Source organism: Paenibacillus rhizolycopersici (genome assembly GCF_014947195.2).
Lineage (GTDB): Bacteria > Bacillota > Bacilli > Paenibacillales > Paenibacillaceae > Fontibacillus > Fontibacillus rhizolycopersici.
Window position 1 is genome coordinate 20,503 of sequence record NZ_JADCNN020000027.1, and the last position, 15,589, is coordinate 36,091.

At 52.4% G+C, this 15,589-nt stretch carries 16 protein-coding genes and 1 riboswitch; of the genes, 10 read left to right on the top strand and 6 right to left on the bottom strand.

Annotated features, from left to right (window positions below; all coding sequences use genetic code 11):
* Positions 1-2 precede the first annotated feature (2 nt).
* Positions 3-929 carry a hypothetical protein gene (locus IM700_RS20540; protein ID WP_155608679.1) on the bottom strand — a complete coding sequence of 309 codons (927 nt, stop codon included), beginning with the start codon at positions 927-929 and terminating at the stop codon, positions 3-5.
* 179 nt (positions 930-1,108) lie between these two features.
* A complete protein-coding gene (gene speE, locus IM700_RS20545; protein WP_155608678.1) occupies positions 1,109-1,936 on the bottom strand; it encodes a polyamine aminopropyltransferase in 828 nt (275 codons plus the stop codon).
* Between the two features lie 209 nt (positions 1,937-2,145).
* Between speE and IM700_RS20550 the strand changes: the two genes are divergently transcribed.
* Complete coding sequence (locus tag IM700_RS20550; protein ID WP_193418738.1) at positions 2,146-4,221, top strand: PBP1A family penicillin-binding protein; 2,076 nt, start codon at positions 2,146-2,148, stop codon at positions 4,219-4,221.
* Between the two features lie 89 nt (positions 4,222-4,310).
* On the top strand, positions 4,311-5,021 hold the full coding sequence (locus IM700_RS20555; protein WP_193418736.1) for a DNA-3-methyladenine glycosylase: 711 nt from the start codon (positions 4,311-4,313) through the stop codon (positions 5,019-5,021).
* Positions 5,022-5,141: 120 nt separating this feature from the next.
* On the opposite strand, the gene IM700_RS20560 is transcribed toward IM700_RS20555, so the two are convergent.
* Positions 5,142-5,654 carry a YwhD family protein gene (locus IM700_RS20560; RefSeq protein WP_155608676.1) on the bottom strand — a complete coding sequence of 171 codons (513 nt, stop codon included), beginning with the start codon at positions 5,652-5,654 and terminating at the stop codon, positions 5,142-5,144.
* 390 nt (positions 5,655-6,044) lie between these two features.
* Between IM700_RS20560 and IM700_RS20565 the strand changes: the two genes are divergently transcribed.
* The 6 genes from IM700_RS20565 (at position 6,045) to IM700_RS20590 (ending at position 12,156) form a co-directional block, all read left to right on the top strand.
* Complete coding sequence (locus tag IM700_RS20565; RefSeq protein ID WP_193418734.1) at positions 6,045-8,045, top strand: M1 family metallopeptidase; 2,001 nt, start codon at positions 6,045-6,047, stop codon at positions 8,043-8,045.
* Between the two features lie 53 nt (positions 8,046-8,098).
* Positions 8,099-8,929, top strand: a complete 831-nt coding sequence (locus IM700_RS20570) for a hypothetical protein (protein WP_155608674.1) — start codon at positions 8,099-8,101, stop codon at positions 8,927-8,929.
* A gap of 220 nt (positions 8,930-9,149) precedes the next feature.
* Positions 9,150-9,286: riboswitch (cyclic di-AMP (ydaO/yuaA leader) on the top strand.
* A 4-nt stretch (positions 9,287-9,290) separates the two neighbouring features.
* Positions 9,291-9,782, top strand: a complete 492-nt coding sequence (locus tag IM700_RS20575) for a C40 family peptidase (protein ID WP_155608673.1) — start codon at positions 9,291-9,293, stop codon at positions 9,780-9,782.
* A gap of 599 nt (positions 9,783-10,381) precedes the next feature.
* Positions 10,382-10,873, top strand: coding sequence for a C40 family peptidase (locus IM700_RS20580; RefSeq protein WP_193418733.1), 492 nt, complete (start codon positions 10,382-10,384; stop codon positions 10,871-10,873).
* A gap of 261 nt (positions 10,874-11,134) precedes the next feature.
* Positions 11,135-11,632, top strand: a complete 498-nt coding sequence (locus IM700_RS20585; protein WP_193418731.1) for a GNAT family N-acetyltransferase — start codon at positions 11,135-11,137, stop codon at positions 11,630-11,632.
* 164 nt (positions 11,633-11,796) lie between these two features.
* Complete coding sequence (locus IM700_RS20590) at positions 11,797-12,156, top strand: c-type cytochrome (protein ID WP_155608670.1); 360 nt, start codon at positions 11,797-11,799, stop codon at positions 12,154-12,156.
* A 93-nt stretch (positions 12,157-12,249) separates the two neighbouring features.
* Here the strand turns inward: IM700_RS20590 and IM700_RS20595 are convergent, their stop codons facing one another.
* Positions 12,250-12,543 (bottom strand): 4a-hydroxytetrahydrobiopterin dehydratase, encoded by a 294-nt coding sequence (locus IM700_RS20595; protein WP_155608669.1) that lies wholly within the window; start codon positions 12,541-12,543, stop codon positions 12,250-12,252.
* A gap of 171 nt (positions 12,544-12,714) precedes the next feature.
* On the bottom strand, positions 12,715-13,008 hold the full coding sequence (locus IM700_RS20600; protein ID WP_193418729.1) for a hypothetical protein: 294 nt from the start codon (positions 13,006-13,008) through the stop codon (positions 12,715-12,717).
* A gap of 190 nt (positions 13,009-13,198) precedes the next feature.
* On the opposite strand from IM700_RS20600, the gene motA reads away from it, so the two are divergent.
* Complete coding sequence (motA, locus tag IM700_RS20605; protein ID WP_155608668.1) at positions 13,199-14,002, top strand: flagellar motor stator protein MotA; 804 nt, start codon at positions 13,199-13,201, stop codon at positions 14,000-14,002.
* Positions 13,986-14,792 (top strand): flagellar motor protein MotB, encoded by an 807-nt coding sequence (motB, locus tag IM700_RS20610; RefSeq protein WP_193418727.1) that lies wholly within the window; start codon positions 13,986-13,988, stop codon positions 14,790-14,792. Before motA ends, motB begins: the two co-directional genes overlap by 17 nt.
* A 58-nt stretch (positions 14,793-14,850) precedes the next feature.
* Here motB and rluF read toward each other — a convergent pair whose 3' ends face one another.
* Positions 14,851-15,555: a 23S rRNA pseudouridine(2604) synthase RluF gene (gene rluF, locus IM700_RS20615; protein ID WP_193418725.1), complete on the bottom strand. Its 705-nt coding sequence runs from the start codon at positions 15,553-15,555 to the stop codon at positions 14,851-14,853.
* Positions 15,556-15,589: the final 34 nt, after the last annotated feature.

The following is a 15,589-nucleotide window of genomic DNA, read 5'->3' on the forward strand; positions in this document are numbered from 1 at the left end:
GCCTATAAGGGCTGGCTTAACGCGAGGTATTTGACCTTACCATCTGCAAAATACACATGAAACCGAAAATAATCGCCAACTTTGTAGCTCCAACGGCTGACCAGCTTCAGTGCCTCCGGCCCCAGCTTCGCTGTCACGCCGTCCGTGCCGATCCCCGTCTTCACACCGTCCGCGGCCTGATGCTCCGACCTTGTAAAGACAATCATCCGATTTAAAGCGAGTACTCCGTCCTTAAACAAACGCGCCTGTTTCACCTGCCCGGTGCCATCGTCGTAAAAGGGTTTCGTCCAGACCATATCCTCAGGTTTGGCCTTATCCAGTTGCTGCTCCCAGCCGTTGAAATCGAGTCCGTCCACCAGGGCATCCTCCGCCGCAAGCGGGTCCGGATCTACGGTACCCGCTTGCTCCTGTTCAACCCTCGCACGCTCCAGCAGGGTATCCAGCGAGGCCAACTCCTCCCGCTCGTGGAACAGCCCCTGCATCAACAGCAGAACTTGGTCGTCGGCGTAGTAGTACTTCCCTTGGTACTCAAAGGCATTGCCGGTTAAATCATAGGTCAGCTCATAGTTAGTATCCGCCAGCTTGAATTGCAGAACGATCGGCTTCCGGGAGGCTGCCGGAATCGGATTCGCAAGTGCGCTCTTCATATCTGTATAACGAAGAGATTGCAGGAGGACAAACTGCCGTTCCGCCGGAACGTTGGCGTGCAGCCCGTTCCCGCCCGCCGTAATCGCCAGAACCTCCTCTTCCTTAAAGGGAAGATGATCCAGCAAATACGGAGATTTGGCAGCCGCCTCGATATTCGTTTCCTCGGCAGCTTCCCCCTGTTCCGCCGCCGGCGCTTGAACCGGTGCGTTCGTCGAAACTTCGGATGGAGCGTCAGGGCGGCCGTAAAAAATCCAACCCGCCACCATAACCACAATAATCATCGTAAGGCCCGCTAGCATACTCCGGGCCGGGTTATTCGTTTTGATAACAATCCCGCCTTATCCCATGAGAAAGTAGTGACATAAATCATACTACCATACTTTAATTCGGTCATTTATAGTTCGTACGGCATATTTTATTTCACCAACACAAGCAGGAAGTCCCGAATTAGTCCCCTCCTTTACTTCACGAGATCTTCCACGAATTTAGGCAGCACGAAGGCCGCCTTATGGATTCGCGGCGTATAGTATTTCGTGTCCAACTCGGGAATCTTCGTCTCATCCACTTGGAGCGGATCATGGACCTTGCTCCCCATCGTGAACGTCCACAGCCCGCTGGGATAAGTCGGAATATTGGCGCCGTAAACGCGGACGATCGGGAAGATTTCCTTGACGTCCTGATTTACTTTTTGGATCAGATCCGCTTTAAACCAAGGGTTGTCGGTTTGCGCCACGAAGATGCCGTCGTCCTTCAGCGCTTCGTAAATTCCTTGATAGAACCCCCGCTCGAATAATGGCGCCGCCGGGCCCACCGGCTCGGTTGAATCGACCATGATAACGTCGTATTGATCTTTGCTTTCAATAATATGCATGTAGCCGTCAGCCACCTGCACGTCCACCCGCGGATTGTCCAGCTCTCCGGCGATTTCCGGCAGATACTTCTTGGAATACTCGATGACCTTGCCGTCGATTTCCACCAATACCGCTTGCTCCACTTCTGGATGCTTGATCACTTCGCGAATGACGCCACCATCCCCGCCGCCAACCACGAGCACGCGCTTCGGACTTGGATGGGTGAATAGCGCCGGATGCGCCACCATTTCGTGGTACACAAACTCATCCCTGATCGTCGTCATAACCATGCCGTCCAGGACGAGCATGCGGCCGAATTCCTCTGTGTCCAGCATCGCCAAATCCTGAAATTCAGTTTGTTCGGTGACCAGGGTTTCGCGTATTTTTGCGGTAATCCCAAATACGGGCGTTTGTTTCTCCGTAAACCATAATTCCATTCTCTCAACCTTCTTTCATAAAGATCGTTGTATTTTCCGCCAAAACTTCATTCCCTATATTGTACCAAACGAAAAAATAATAACACATCTCCCGGGAAATCGGTGCCTCTGCCGCTCCTGGCGTGAATGATCTCTCCCAAACTTTCCCATACTAAAACAAAGATAACCGCAGCACGGATTTGTTTTAGGATTGGAAAGGAGAGTCCCTCGTGCAGAAACTCGTTCGCAGTGACCGACATCAACATAAGCGTAAACCTCGCCGTTCGTGGCTTCTGCTGTTTAAGCTTACCCTCGGCGCCGGATTACTTGGCCTATGCGCCGCCGGCATCCTGTTGCTTTACTTGTGGCAGGCTGAGCTACCGCTCGCCGATTCAGACCGGAACTCGCAGCTGATCAACAGCAAAGGAGAGACGATCGCCGTGTTCTCCGATGGCGGGAAGAACCGGGAAAGCGTTGAGTTGTCGAACATCTCACCCTGGCTCGTTAAGGCGACGCTGGCGACGGAGGACCGGCAGTTTTACAATCATTTCGGTTTCGATATGAAGGGGATGGCCCGGGCCGCTCTCGTGAACCTCAAGGAAATGGGTACCGTTCAGGGAGCTAGTACCTTAACCCAGCAGCTGGCACGAAATTTATACCTCTCGCATGAACGGACCTGGTCGCGGAAGATCAAGGAAGCGATGTACACCGCTCAGCTGGAAATGAAATATTCCAAAGACGACATTCTACGTATGTACTTGAACGAAATCTACTACGGGCACGGCGCGTATGGGATTGAAGCCGCGTCTCAGATGTATTTCGGCAAGCCGGCCAAGGATCTAAGTCTTGCGGAAAGCGCGCTCCTGGCCGGAGTTCCGAAAGGCCCCACCTATTATTCGCCGTTCAATCATATGAAGAACGCCAAGGACCGTCAGCGGACCGTGTTGTCCGCAATGGTCACCACCGGCGAGATCACGCAGCAGGAAGCCGATCAAGCTTACGAAACCCTGCTGAAGTTCCAATCGCCGAAGCAGCAAAGCCCAACCGATAAAGCCCCGTATTTCCGCGATTATATTCGGAATGTGGTGGTCGGCGAACTCGGCTTCGACGAGACGTTGCTCGAACACGGCGGGCTCAACATCTATACGACGCTGGATCCCGATGCGCAGCAGGCAGCGGAGACGGCGGTCGCCTCGGAGCTTGGGAGCGCCCCGGAGCTGGAAGCGGCCCTGATCTCTATCGATCCGCGCAACGGCTACGTCAAAGCGATGGTCGGCGGCGCGAATTATAGGGAGAGTCAATACAACCATGTCTTTGCCGGGGCTCGCCAGCCCGGATCCAGCTTTAAGCCGATCATGTATCTAACGGCGCTCTCTTCGAGAAAAATGACCAGCGCCAGCAAGTTCAGCAGCCAGCCGACCTTGTTCCACTATGACGACAACCGTAAAACTTATAGCCCCAAGAACTTTGGCGACAAGTATTTGGGCGATATCGATATGCGCCAGGCGATCGCGGCCTCGGATAATATCTATGCCGTCAATACGATTTTAACGATTGGGGCGGAGCAGGTCATCGAGATGGGACGAAAAATGGGCATAACCAGCTCGCTACAACCCGTGCCTTCGCTGGCACTTGGCACATCGCCGGTCAGTCCGTTCGAGATGGCTACGGCGTTCGCCGTCATCAGCAATCAAGGCCGCAGCGTCAAGCCGGTGGCGGTGCTGAAAATCACCGATGCCAGCGGACGCGTGTTATATGAAGCCAAGCCAGCCAAAAACGAGCAGGTCGTCGAGCCCTCCGCTGCCTACGTGCTGACGCATCTGATGGAAAGCGTGTTTGAAACCGGGGGCACGGGCAACCGCGTCTCGAACGAAATTAAACGGCCTGTCGCCGGTAAGACCGGAACGACCAGCACGGACGCCTGGCTCGTCGGCTTTACGCCGGAGCTGTCGACGGCGGTTTGGGTCGGCTACGACAAAGGCAAAACGCTGGGCACAACCGAATCGCGGAAAGCTGCGCCGATCTTCGCCAAGTACACGGAGAAGGCGCTGGAAAAGGTACCACCGAAGATTTTTCCGATCCCCGATGGGGTGGTCAGTGTGTATATTGATCCGGAAACGGGGCTGCTGGCCACGAAGGATTGCCCGGATAAGAAGCTGGAAGTGTTCGTTCAAGGGACCGAGCCAACGGAATTCTGCACCGCACATGGGGAGGGTGAATCCGAACCGCTTCCGCCTCCAGCCGAGGAGGAGAAGAAGGAAAGCCATTCCTGGTGGAACGACTTGAAGCGTTGGTGGATGGACTAAAGGGCTGGGGTTGGACAACTTATGCAAAAGTTCTTACGATAAAGGAAGCGAACCGGAGTAGAAATATGGTGAAGGAGACTTCCTTATCTATGGACCCTATCTTGGAACAGATCAAACCGGGGGCGCCGCTGCCCCCGGTTTTTTATCGAATGACGGCCCTGGAGGCCGCCCCCCTTCTACTTGGGCAGACGCTCGTTCGCCGCACGGAAGAAGGCGATATCCGCTGCCGTATCGTGGAAACCGAAAGCTACGGCGGCGTGGAGGATAAGGGGAGTCACGCTCATGGCGGACGCCGGACGGCGCGAACGGAGATCATGTTTGGCTCTGGCGGGACAGCCTATATTTATCTGATTTACGGCATGTATAACTGCCTGAATGTCGTGACCGGCACGGAGGGGGATCCGCAGGCCGTGCTGATTCGGGCCGTAGAGCCCTTATCCCCGGCGGACGAAGCGGGAATGCGGCGCAATCGCGGCACCGCCGCCCGCAAGCCGGTTGACCTGTCCGGCGGGCCCGGCAAGCTGTGCCGGGCGCTGGACATCACCAAGACATTGAACGGCTTGCCGCTCGATCAGCCCGGAGGACCGCTATGGTTGGAAGGCGGACCGGTGCCGGGGGAATCGGGAGCGGAAGAGGTCATCGTGCAGGCTCCGCGTATCGGTATTGCCTATGCCGAAGAGTATGCGGCGAAGCCGTGGCGGTTTTACTTCCGCGGTAACCCTTATGTATCGGTCATTGACAAGCAGGCCGAGGTTTGGCAGCTTCAAGAAACGGAAGCAACCACCGACCGTAGCCTTTAACAGGTTTGAGGTTCGCAAATCGTTGTATTTCGTGCAACCTTTCCACCCCACTACCTAAAAAAGAGCCCCCTCCGGCATCAAATCGGAGGGGCTCTTCTATTAGGAGCTTCATCTATTCCGTTACGCTTCCAATGCCGCCTTTAACTCTTCCGGCGAGCGGTCCCACCATTCGGCGTTGGTCTCGATCAGCAGCCGCTTCAGCCCAGCCTTCTGCTCGTCGCCTAACCCGTCCAAGACCACTCTGCGCTTCAGCGCGTAATCCATTTTATTCACATGGTCGGCGAGAATTTTCCAGCCGCGGCGCGCTTCCGTGTCGATCCACATCTCACAGGCCGTCATCCCACCGTAAAATTGCCCTTCCGGGCCGCGGTCCACCGCCACCCAAATGATCCAGACCTGCCGACCATTCGGAACGTCCTCGCGGTTCGTTGAGAACTTAATGCCTTTCTCCACCTTACTTTTGGCGTGCATCGCCCCAACATCGATGTACACCTCATCCCCATCGATAATAACCGGGGACATGCTGTTCAAATCGATTGAGCCCGCTCCAAACCCTTTATGTTTGCTCTTCTCCTCATTGCTGATAATATTGAGGGCAAAAATCTTTTTACCCGATTTCGGTGTCTGATCCATAATTCCCTCCATTTTCCCGCGAACCTGCCGCCTCATCATCCAAGGCCCGGTTGAGTCCAAGATTCGATGTCGATTAGGCCTCTAGAAACCGCATCGTGAAACAAAGCGACTTTAGGATAATCCCTACCCTTAATTCAAAGTTCAAAAAGTTGGCTTTTCAGCACCGAGAAAGTTGGATGAAACTAGGGACCGAGTAGCGCAGCGTAGGCAAAACCTACGTGAGCAACGGAGGGCCCGGTTGAGTCCAAGATTCGATGTCGATTAGGCCTCTAGAAACCGCATCGTGATCAAAAGACGACTTTTTGAACTACCTCTCAATTTTAGCTAATAATCTTCCAATTGCAAACATATACATGCTGTAGATGCTTGTCAACGGGAGGTATCCATTGTATGACCCGACGTACTATTGTCTACAGCATTTCCATCCTTGCCTTGTGCCTCACCCTCGGAGCCGCCTGGCTGACCCTGCGAGGAGGCGGGGATTCGCTGACTTCCTTCGTCCTGGCTAAGGCGGGGCCCAAAGCGGTCCAAAAAACCGGACAAACCCCTGCGTCGCCACAGGTCGAAAGCATTCAACAACCGACCGCCGAAGTGCTCAGCAATCGGGTCGCCGAATATCACATCGACGTCACGCTAAACGAGAAGGACGGTACGTTGACCGGCTCGGAGACGTTGACCTGGACCCATCCCGGCAAAAAAACGATTAACGAAGTGTATTTGCATCTGTACCCTAATGCGTTTTCTTCCGAAGATACGACCTTTATGAAGGAATCGGGCGGGAAGCTCCGGGGCGACATTATGCCCAAGGACGGTTGGGGATCCATGGAGATCACCGAGCTGCGGACGACCGACGGCATCTCCCTGCTTCATCGGATTCAATACGTCCAGCCCGACGATGGCAACTCGAAGGACAAAACCTTGGCCAAGGTGCGCTTACCTGTGTCGGTCCAAGGCGGCGAAAGCCTGACGCTGCGGATGAAGTTTACCGTAAAGCTGCCTAAAATATTCGCCAGAATGGGTGTGGCTGACGATTTTGTCATGGCGGGACAATGGTTTCCAAAGATCAGCGTGTACGAGCCGGTGGGTACCCGGGGGCGGACGTCGGAAGGTTGGAACCTCCACCAGTATCACGGAAATTCGGAATTTTACTCCGATTTCGGGATTTTTAGCGTAAGAATCAACGTCCCTGAAACGTACAACGTGGCGGCAACCGGCTTTCAGACCAAAAAAGCGGTGTTAAAGGACGGGCGGAAGACCGTACAGTTCTACGCCGACGACGTTCACGATTTCGCCTGGTCGGCTTCACCGAATTTCATCTATGCGGAAGAGCCGTTCTCATCCGCGGAGGTTCCGGGCGTGCGGATTAAGCTATATCTTGATCCCACCCACAAGGACCTGAAAGAACGTTACTTCTATGCCGCCAAGGTGGCGCTGGCCAACTACAGCAAATGGTATGGCCGCTACCCTTACTCCACGCTGACGGTCGTCGTACCGCCGGCCAACGGCAACGGTGCAGGCGGCATGGAATATCCGACCCTGGTGACGGCGTTCGGAGCTGCCAGTGATTCTCCCAGCTACGACGAGCTGGAGCGGACGGTCATCCATGAAATCGCCCACCAGTTTTTCTACGGGATGATCGCCAACAATGAGTTCGAGGAAGCCTGGCTAGACGAGGCCTTTGCATCCTATGCGGAGGATAAGCTGATGGAACAGGAATTCGGGATCGCCCCGAATCTTCCGATCCAATCCGCCTTGATTACCTCCCCGGCTTCGCTGACTCAAAACGCCTGGAAGTACGGCTCCGGTGACGGTTACGCCAAAAACGCGTATTATCGCGGCAAGCTGATCCTGCTTGATATCGAGCGGCAGGTCGGCAGTAAGACCATGAAGCGGATTCTGAGCACCTATAGTCATAAATACCGGTTCAAGCACCCGACAACGGCTGACTTCCAGCGGGTCGTTGAGCAAGTGACCAGCCGGAGCTGGAAGTCTTATTTTCAACAATACGTCTATGACGGAAAAATGGCTGATTTTGCGGTAGACCGAATTCAAGTTACTCCGGTCGTCCAGGAGGAGAACCGCTTGTACGAATCGAGCGTGATCTTCTCCCGCAAAGGGGCGACGCATCCGAAGGTCCCACTGCTGTTCACTTTCACAGACGGACACACCACTCGCAAGCAATGGAACGGAGAAGACGCCCGCATCGAGATCAAGCTGCAATATAAAGCGCCGTTGGCCTGGGTCCAAATCGATCCGGATTACACTTTAACGGTGGAGAATATGCACATCAACAACTACTTAAAAGCGGAAGTTCCGAATTCCACGCTATCCCGCTCCAACATGAGCGTCACCAAGCTACTTGAGGCGATTCTCGGAACGTTTCTGTGGTAAGGCCGGCTCGATGAGTAAAGTTTTGTTAATTCACCTCTAAAGGAGGGAAAGAAATGAGTTTCGTTCGTTTGGGGTGGACCGCCCTAAAAAGCCAATTTCCCTCAGTCATCATCTTGTTCCTGTATCAACTGTTATGGGGATTGTTCCTCTACCGATTGGTCGATACGGCGGTGACGGCACTGTTGCAAAGATACCCTGACCCGCCGCCCACCGCGCTGTCGCGAATTCTGTTCCTGTTGGAGGGGCAGATCAATTTATGGAGCAATCCGGATGTCCGGCTGTATTGCTGGCTGTTGGCGGGGATGGCGGTGCTGCGCATGATTTTAACCCCTTTGATTCAGGCCGGAATATTCTACGGTTTTATCCCGTCCGAAAGTCGGAGCCCGGGCTTCCCACTCTTCCGGGGAATGAAAGAATTCGGCAGGCCGGTAATCCTGTTTTATGCGCTGGAGCTTATGTTAACGTTGCTACCGGCCTTCTGGATTGTGCCGAAGCTAATATCCCTTTGGCCAGGACTGGCGGGGGTTGAAACACCCACCACAACCTGGCTGGTCGGGCTCGGCTTAATTCTAGGCTGGTTTATCTATGGCTGGCTCATCCGACAATGCCTGCTGTTTGCCCAATTCGGCTATTTGTTCAAAGCTGGCGTCTGGAACTCCCTGCTGATGTGCTTTCGGAGCCTCCTGCAAGCCGTCTCGATCTCTGCCATTCTCGGGTCTTTCGGACTAATTCTCTTCTTCCTGTTCGGGACAGCTTCTTGGTTTTGGACCGGTATGCTTGCCCTCATTCTGCAGCAGACGTATCCTCTTTTTCGCAGCACATTCAAAGTCTGGAAGATGGCCTCTCAATTTCATCTTTGGCAGTCAAAAACACAAAAAAGTTAAAATTTTTTTACTCCCCCAACCCCCAGAAAAATCAAGGCCTTCGCCAATTGGCGGAGGCCTTGAGTCCTATTTCCCCTCTTAATCTTGTGAATTAACCATTGCCAAAAGATACCTGGTTTTGTTACAATAACAGCAACGCAATTTCAGTAACAGTTTTGTAATTATTTTTGTCATCTTTGGCAGGAGAATGACGCCAGATGTCGAATATGTAAATTCAGGTGTGAAATCAAAGCCGAATTCCCTTCGCCAGGGAAACGGGGGAACCACTTTGGGTGAATTGATCTCGCTTTAGAGGGATCATAGGGAACCTTCAACCGAATCCTTAAGCTAACCTCGTAGGCATTGGAAGGAGCATAACTTCTTGAAAAAGCGTTTGACTGTAGCAGCAGTAAGTTTTGCATTGCTTTTCACCATTGGAACTGGTAGCGTTTTCGCCGATTCCAAACTGGACACCGTAATCGACGGCGCGCTTGGAAGCGACTACGTTTCCGGCGGAACCACCACAGCCGGTTTCGACTGTTCCGGATTTACCATGTACGTCTTCTCTAAAATCGGCATCAAGCTGCCTCACCAATCCGGATCCCAATACAAAATGGGAACCGCCGTTGAGAAAAGCGAATTGATCGCCGGCGATCTGGTCTTCTTCAATACTTCCGGTAAAGGCATTTCTCATGTCGGCATCTACGTCGGCGACGGCAAATTTGCTCATGCTTCCTCCTCCAAGGGCGTAGTCATCAGCAAATTAAGCGATAAGTATTACGTCGAGCGTTACGTTGGAGCCAAACGGATCATGAGCAACGACAAGTATGAAGATGTGACCGGTGAAGTTGCTGAGCACGATGATGTTCAATAAGTAAAACCACGAAGCCCGTGGGGATGTTGATAACAACGTCTCTGCGGGTTTTTTCTTTCCCCTCGCTCCGCTCCTTAGGAACCATTACCCACGAAATCCTTCGTCAAAACAGGCCAAAAGAAGCCTTTTTCCCTACAAACTTGTCAACTCTGGACGCCTTTGGTAAAATGAAAAACGTAAATAGTAACAACTTTGTAATGATTCTTGTAACTGTTCTTGTGCAGCATCTTGGGTGCAACCTACAATGAAATGCCGAATTCCCAGGCACCCGGGAAACGGGGGACCCACCAAAGGGTGAATTGATCTGCTTCGTGATGGAAAGAAGCCTTTTTGAACTGCCTTTCCAATCAAGGTTAAATAGTCAGGTTTGGAGCACCGAGAAGGTTGGATGAAGCTAGGGGCTGAGCAGCGCAGCGTAGCTGAAAGCTACGTGAGCAGCGGAAGGCCCGGCTGAATTCAAGATTCGATGCCGAATCCTCATCTTGAGCTGCTTCGTGATCTGAAGATAACTATTTAACCTACCTATATAGTGAGATCATAGGGAACCTTCAACCGAATCCATAAGCTAACCTCGTAGGCCTTGGAAGGAGTATGACATCTTGAGAAAGACTTTGACAGCAGCGGTAACGAGTTTGGCCCTTCTGTTCACCTTGGGGGCAGGGAGCGCCTTTGCCGACGCGGAAGCCACGGAAACAACGCCGCTAGCCAGTATCGTAGATTCCGTATACGGGACGCCTTATAAATTTGGGGGCACCACGACAACGGGATTCGATTGCTCCGGTTTTACCCGGTATGTGTTCAGCCAAATGGGCATCAAGCTCGCGCGCGTGTCGGCCGCCCAATATAAGCAAGGGACGCCGGTATCGAAGAAAGAACTCCAAGCAGGTGACCTCGTTTTCTTCAAAACCACGGGGACCGGCAAGGTATCGCATGTCGGTGTTTACGTTGGCGAAGGGGAATTCGCCCACGCGTCCTCATCCAAAGGCATCCGCATCGACAAGTTAAGCAACAGCTACTACCAGAACCGCTACGTTGGCGCGAAGCGTGTTCTCAGTAAATACGGTTATTCTGTTTACGCTACGGAATCCTGATCACCCGGGATTCGTCAAGTTCATTGTCTCTCGCCGCAAGCCGCGTTTCCGACTCGGAACAGCTTGCGGTCTTTTTATGTTCGTGGCCTTATCTATATAACGAGACGTCCGGCAAAAAGGTTACCGGAAAGTTGGAAATCCGCTGAAAATCCATGAATTCCCTCCTATCGGCAAAGGCCTTTACAAGCTGCGTAAATCCGGCTATTGTGAGGGTAATAGAAGAAACTACGACGGATTTACCTCTACCAAAGGAGGGGCAATATGGATCAAGCGAAGTCTACGTTTCGAATCGTGCCAATGGAAGAACCGCATGGCGCGGAAATTTGCACTTGGCGTTACGATTCCCCTTACGATATTTACAGCTGGCTGCCCTGGGATCAAATGAAAGCGCTCGATGTAGAGTTTGGGAATCCGGCAATCCGTGCCGAGCAGTATGTCTCCGTGTTGAATGAAGCCGGCGAGCTGGCGGGCTTTGCCCAATACTTCCCGATGGAGGGGGTGACCCGGCTCGGCATCGGCATGAAGCCTGATCTTTGCGGTCATGGACTAGGCAAACTCTTCGTAAGAACCATCGTAGAGGAAGCCCGGCACCGCAAACCGGACAATCAAATCGACCTTGAGGTGCTCACCTGGAACACCCGAGCGATTCGGGCCTATCAAAAGGCCGGATTCGTCATTACCGACCTTTACGAGAAGATGACGCCCGGCGGGGTGTCCAAACCGTTTTACTGCATGGTGCACAAGGGGCTGCCTGAATAAGGGCAAGCCCCTTTATACACCTCACTTCGAGCAACGCAATGAGATAAGGCACATATTTCCGGCGAATGTAATTATTTTTGTTCCTAATTTTGACACAAAGACTATGATCGGACCGCGTGTTCCGTTATAATGGATAGGTAGCATACATAGGAGGGGCGATTGGAATGCAAAAGTGGATCATGAGCGGTTTGTTCGTCATCGCAGGCGCTTTAGCCCTGGTATTGATGTTTACCTTGCCAAGCCGGGAACAGGCCGAGCAAGAAGCCAAACCGCAATTGCCTGAAATCACAATGAATGCGGAACAAGCTGAAGCCACCGTCAAAGCGAATTGCATTTCCTGTCATGGCGATACGCTGCAAGGCGGAGCAGGCCCGAATCTGCAGAAGATCGGCTCGCAATTGTCCGCGGACCAACTCTACTCGATTATCACCAAAGGAAAGGGCGGCATGATGCCTTCGTTCAAGGATCGATTGAAAGAAGAGGAAATCGCCAACGTCGCCATGTGGCTTGCGGAGAAAAAATAAAGGCATTCAAAAAGCACGCCCGCCGGGAAACTTATGTTCCCGGCGGGCGTTTTTTCCCCATACCTATCCGTTCTTATGCCTAGTCAATCAATCTCACGAGCGCATCTTCTCGAAGGCCTCGTTGTATTGCTGCGCCTCTTTGATGTCAACGGCCGTAATGCCACCGTCCTCCCACGAGGTCAGACGGAGCGTTACCGTTTTATAGTCAATCGTGATAAAGGGATGGTGGTTAAACGCCTCCGAGATCGCCGCGACCTCATCGACAAACGCGATTCCCTTCATAAAGTTGGTGAACGTGTATTTGCGGAAAATCCATCGTCCTTCTTCAAGCTCCCAGCCATCCAATTTTTCCAAATGTGCTTCTACTTCTTGCGGTGTAAACGGCATTATTCTTCCTCCCCGTTCTCTTCAAGAACTCCTGTATATGTAAGCATCCCCGTCACGCACCAGGATCTGAAGTTGATTTGTCCTAGCCCCGTCTCCATTTATTGTATTCTCCAACCCATACCTTCATGCGTACCGGCCACTGATGGACCTAGCAGCGATGGAACTAAAGGTTCAAATCAAGGAAACTGAAGTCAGTTCTGCATCTCCGATAAGAAAATTAATGCGGTGGCCCTCAGGATCATAGATCACGATCGCACTCCCTACCTCAATCATGGGCTCCGTACCGAGCCCAAAGAACAAATCTTCGGCCAGTGCTTCGAGCACCTCGTTCCGATCTGCGTCGGATAATACTTCCCACTCCGAGGGCTCCATTTCGAAGAAAAGATAACTATCTTGAATCCGGCCAACCGCGTTCGTCAAATCAGCCAAAATAAATTCATAATCTCTGCCGTGTTTTACGCCCACTGCGATATCCTCCCTTTCGGCCTCTCCATTCCGGCCGTATTCTTATTATACCGGAAAAAACCACTTAAAAAAAAAGGGAAATCTGTCGATAAAATAGTTAATCGTTTCAGTCTGTGCAGGAACGCCTCTTTCCGCAAGGATGCGGGGAGGCCAGGAAAGGGTTCAATTTCTCTCAAGGACGAGGTGTACAATGGAAATTTCAACAATTATTGGTTTGATTCTCGGATTTGTCGCCCTTATTTTAGGGATGTTTCTGAAAGGCGCGCCGATCGAAAGTCTGGTTTCTAACCCAGCAGCCTTTGTCATTATATTTGTCGGGACGGCGGCCACGCTCTTCATGGCCTTCCCAATGTCGGAAATGAAGAAATTCCCGACATTGCTCAAATTGACGGTCGCCAAGCCGAAAATGATTAGCAAAGCGGAATTGATCACCCTGTTCATGGAATGGGCGACGATTACCCGCCGTGAGGGCCTGCTGGCTCTGGAAGCGAAGGTCGAAGAGATCAATGATGACTTTTTGCGTGGCGGCATGCGGATGATTATCGACGGTAACGACCAAGAGTTCGTGCAAGACGTGCTGACAGAGGATATCGCTGCTACGGAAGAGCGTCATAAAGCCGGTGCATTGATGTTTTCTCAAGCAGGGATGTACGCGCCAACGCTAGGGGTACTCGGCGCCGTGGTCGGCCTGATTGCCGCCCTGTCCGATATGAGTGACATCGAGAAGCTGTCGCATGCGATTTCGGGCGCTTTTATTGCCACCGTATTTGGTATCTTCACCGGTTACGTATTATGGCATCCGATTTCCAATAAATTAAAACGTCTGTCCAAGAAGGAAATGGAAGTTCGATTGATGATGGTGGAAGGCCTGCTGTCGATTCAATCCGGCGTATCCACGATCGCGATTCAACAGAAGCTTGCCGTGTTCTTAACCCCTGCCGAACGAGCGGAAATTCTAGAAAAGGGGGCGGGTGAGGGTGAGCAAAAAGAATAAGCATCAGGATCACGAAGAACATAACGACGAGAGCTGGCTGCTTCCTTACTCCGACTTGATGACGCTCCTACTCGCCTTGTTCATTGTCTTGTTCGGAATGAGTACCGTCGATGCCCAGAAATTCCAGGAGATGAGCGAAGCGTTTCAAAGCGTGCTGACCGGCGGATCAGGAGTTCTGGATCAAAACGCCATGTCCAGCAACACCAAGACATCCAACAGCGACAGTGAATTACCGAAGCCCTCCTCGGACGGCTTGATGACCAAGAAGAACGAACTGAAGCGCCAGGAACAGCAAAACCTAGAGGCTTTGAAAAAACAGCTTGATACCTATATCAAAGAAAACGGTTTGACCGACGACCTGGAGACCAAGCTGAATCAATCCCAACTGATGATCACGATCAGCGACAAAGCGCTTTTCGCTTCCGGGGAAGCCGTGGTCAAGCCGGAAGCCCGTCAGTTGGCCAAAGCGATCTCAACCATGCTGCAGAAATTCCCCGACTATGAGATCATCGTATCCGGACATACGGACAACGTTCCGATCTCAACCTATGAATTTCCGTCCAACTGGGATCTGAGCTCGGTTCGGGCTTTGAATTTCATGAAGATTTTACTGATTAACACGAATTTGGATCCGAAAAAATTTAGTGCGATCGGTTACGGCGAATACCACCCCGTTGCCGGCAACGATACCGCGGTCGGGCGGGCACAGAACCGCCGGGTCGAGGTCTCGATCATCCGTAAATATGCGGACAGCAGCGAGCAGCTGGGCGTAACGGCTGCTCACGAGTAAGACGCAAAAGGACAGGCTCCTCCTCCGAGGCAAGCCTGTCCTTCTTTGTTATCGTACGTTAAGTAAGCTCGTAGTTCAGAGATAAGCCCAATTCTCGCTTCTCTTGCTCGGTTAAATCGCGCCATGTACCGATCTTCTGCTGGCCCAGGTGAATGTTCATGATCCGAATGCGCTGAAGCTTCCGGACATCATAACCTAGGGCGCTGCACATGCGGCGGATCTGACGGTTTTTGCCCTCGGTCAGAATCATTCGGAATACGCGGTCCGAGATCCGCGTCACTTTGCACGGAAGCGTCATTTCGCCGAGAATTTTAACCCCTTCACTCATCGCCTTCACAAAGCTGGGTGTAATCGGCCGATCCACCGTGACGATGTATTCCTTCTCATGCTTGCCCTCCGCACGTAATATCTTGTTGACGATATCACCGTCGCTGGTTAGCAAGATCAGTCCTTCCGAGTCTTTATCCAATCGTCCGATCGGAAAAATCCGCTCCGAATGCCCGACAAAATCGACGATATTGCCTTTCACATGGGCTTCCGTCGTACTGGTGATACCCACCGGCTTGTTTAAAGCGATATACACGTGTTTGGAGCGCTTGGTCTCGATAGGACGCCCATTTACCCTAACGTCGTCCCCTGGCTCTGCCTGGCTGCCCAGAACCGCTTTGACGCCGTTTATGGTCACCTGGCCCGACTCGACCAGCTTGTCCGCTTCTCTCCGAGAACAAAATCCCGTTTCACTAATAAATTTATTAATCCTCATGATGATGCTTTCGGTCCCTCCGCTTGGTCTAGCA

Excerpts from the sequence above, each read along its gene's own strand:
- rluF (WP_193418725.1), bottom strand. The coding sequence starts at position 15,555 with ATGAGGATTAATAAATTTATTAGTGAAACGGGATTTTGTTCTCGGAGA.
- IM700_RS20540 (WP_155608679.1), bottom strand. The coding sequence starts at position 929 with ATGATTATTGTGGTTATGGTGGCGGGTTGGATTTTTTACGGCCGCCCT.
- IM700_RS20555 (WP_193418736.1), top strand. The coding sequence starts at position 4,311 with ATGGACCCTATCTTGGAACAGATCAAACCGGGGGCGCCGCTGCCCCCG.
- IM700_RS20565 (WP_193418734.1), top strand. The coding sequence starts at position 6,045 with ATGACCCGACGTACTATTGTCTACAGCATTTCCATCCTTGCCTTGTGC.
- IM700_RS20570 (WP_155608674.1), top strand. The coding sequence starts at position 8,099 with ATGAGTTTCGTTCGTTTGGGGTGGACCGCCCTAAAAAGCCAATTTCCC.
- IM700_RS20595 (WP_155608669.1), bottom strand. The coding sequence starts at position 12,543 with ATGCCGTTTACACCGCAAGAAGTAGAAGCACATTTGGAAAAATTGGAT.
- speE (WP_155608678.1), bottom strand. The coding sequence starts at position 1,936 with ATGGAATTATGGTTTACGGAGAAACAAACGCCCGTATTTGGGATTACC.
- IM700_RS20560 (WP_155608676.1), bottom strand. The coding sequence starts at position 5,654 with ATGGATCAGACACCGAAATCGGGTAAAAAGATTTTTGCCCTCAATATT.
- IM700_RS20590 (WP_155608670.1), top strand. The coding sequence starts at position 11,797 with ATGCAAAAGTGGATCATGAGCGGTTTGTTCGTCATCGCAGGCGCTTTA.
- motA (WP_155608668.1), top strand. The coding sequence starts at position 13,199 with ATGGAAATTTCAACAATTATTGGTTTGATTCTCGGATTTGTCGCCCTT.
- IM700_RS20585 (WP_193418731.1), top strand. The coding sequence starts at position 11,135 with ATGGATCAAGCGAAGTCTACGTTTCGAATCGTGCCAATGGAAGAACCG.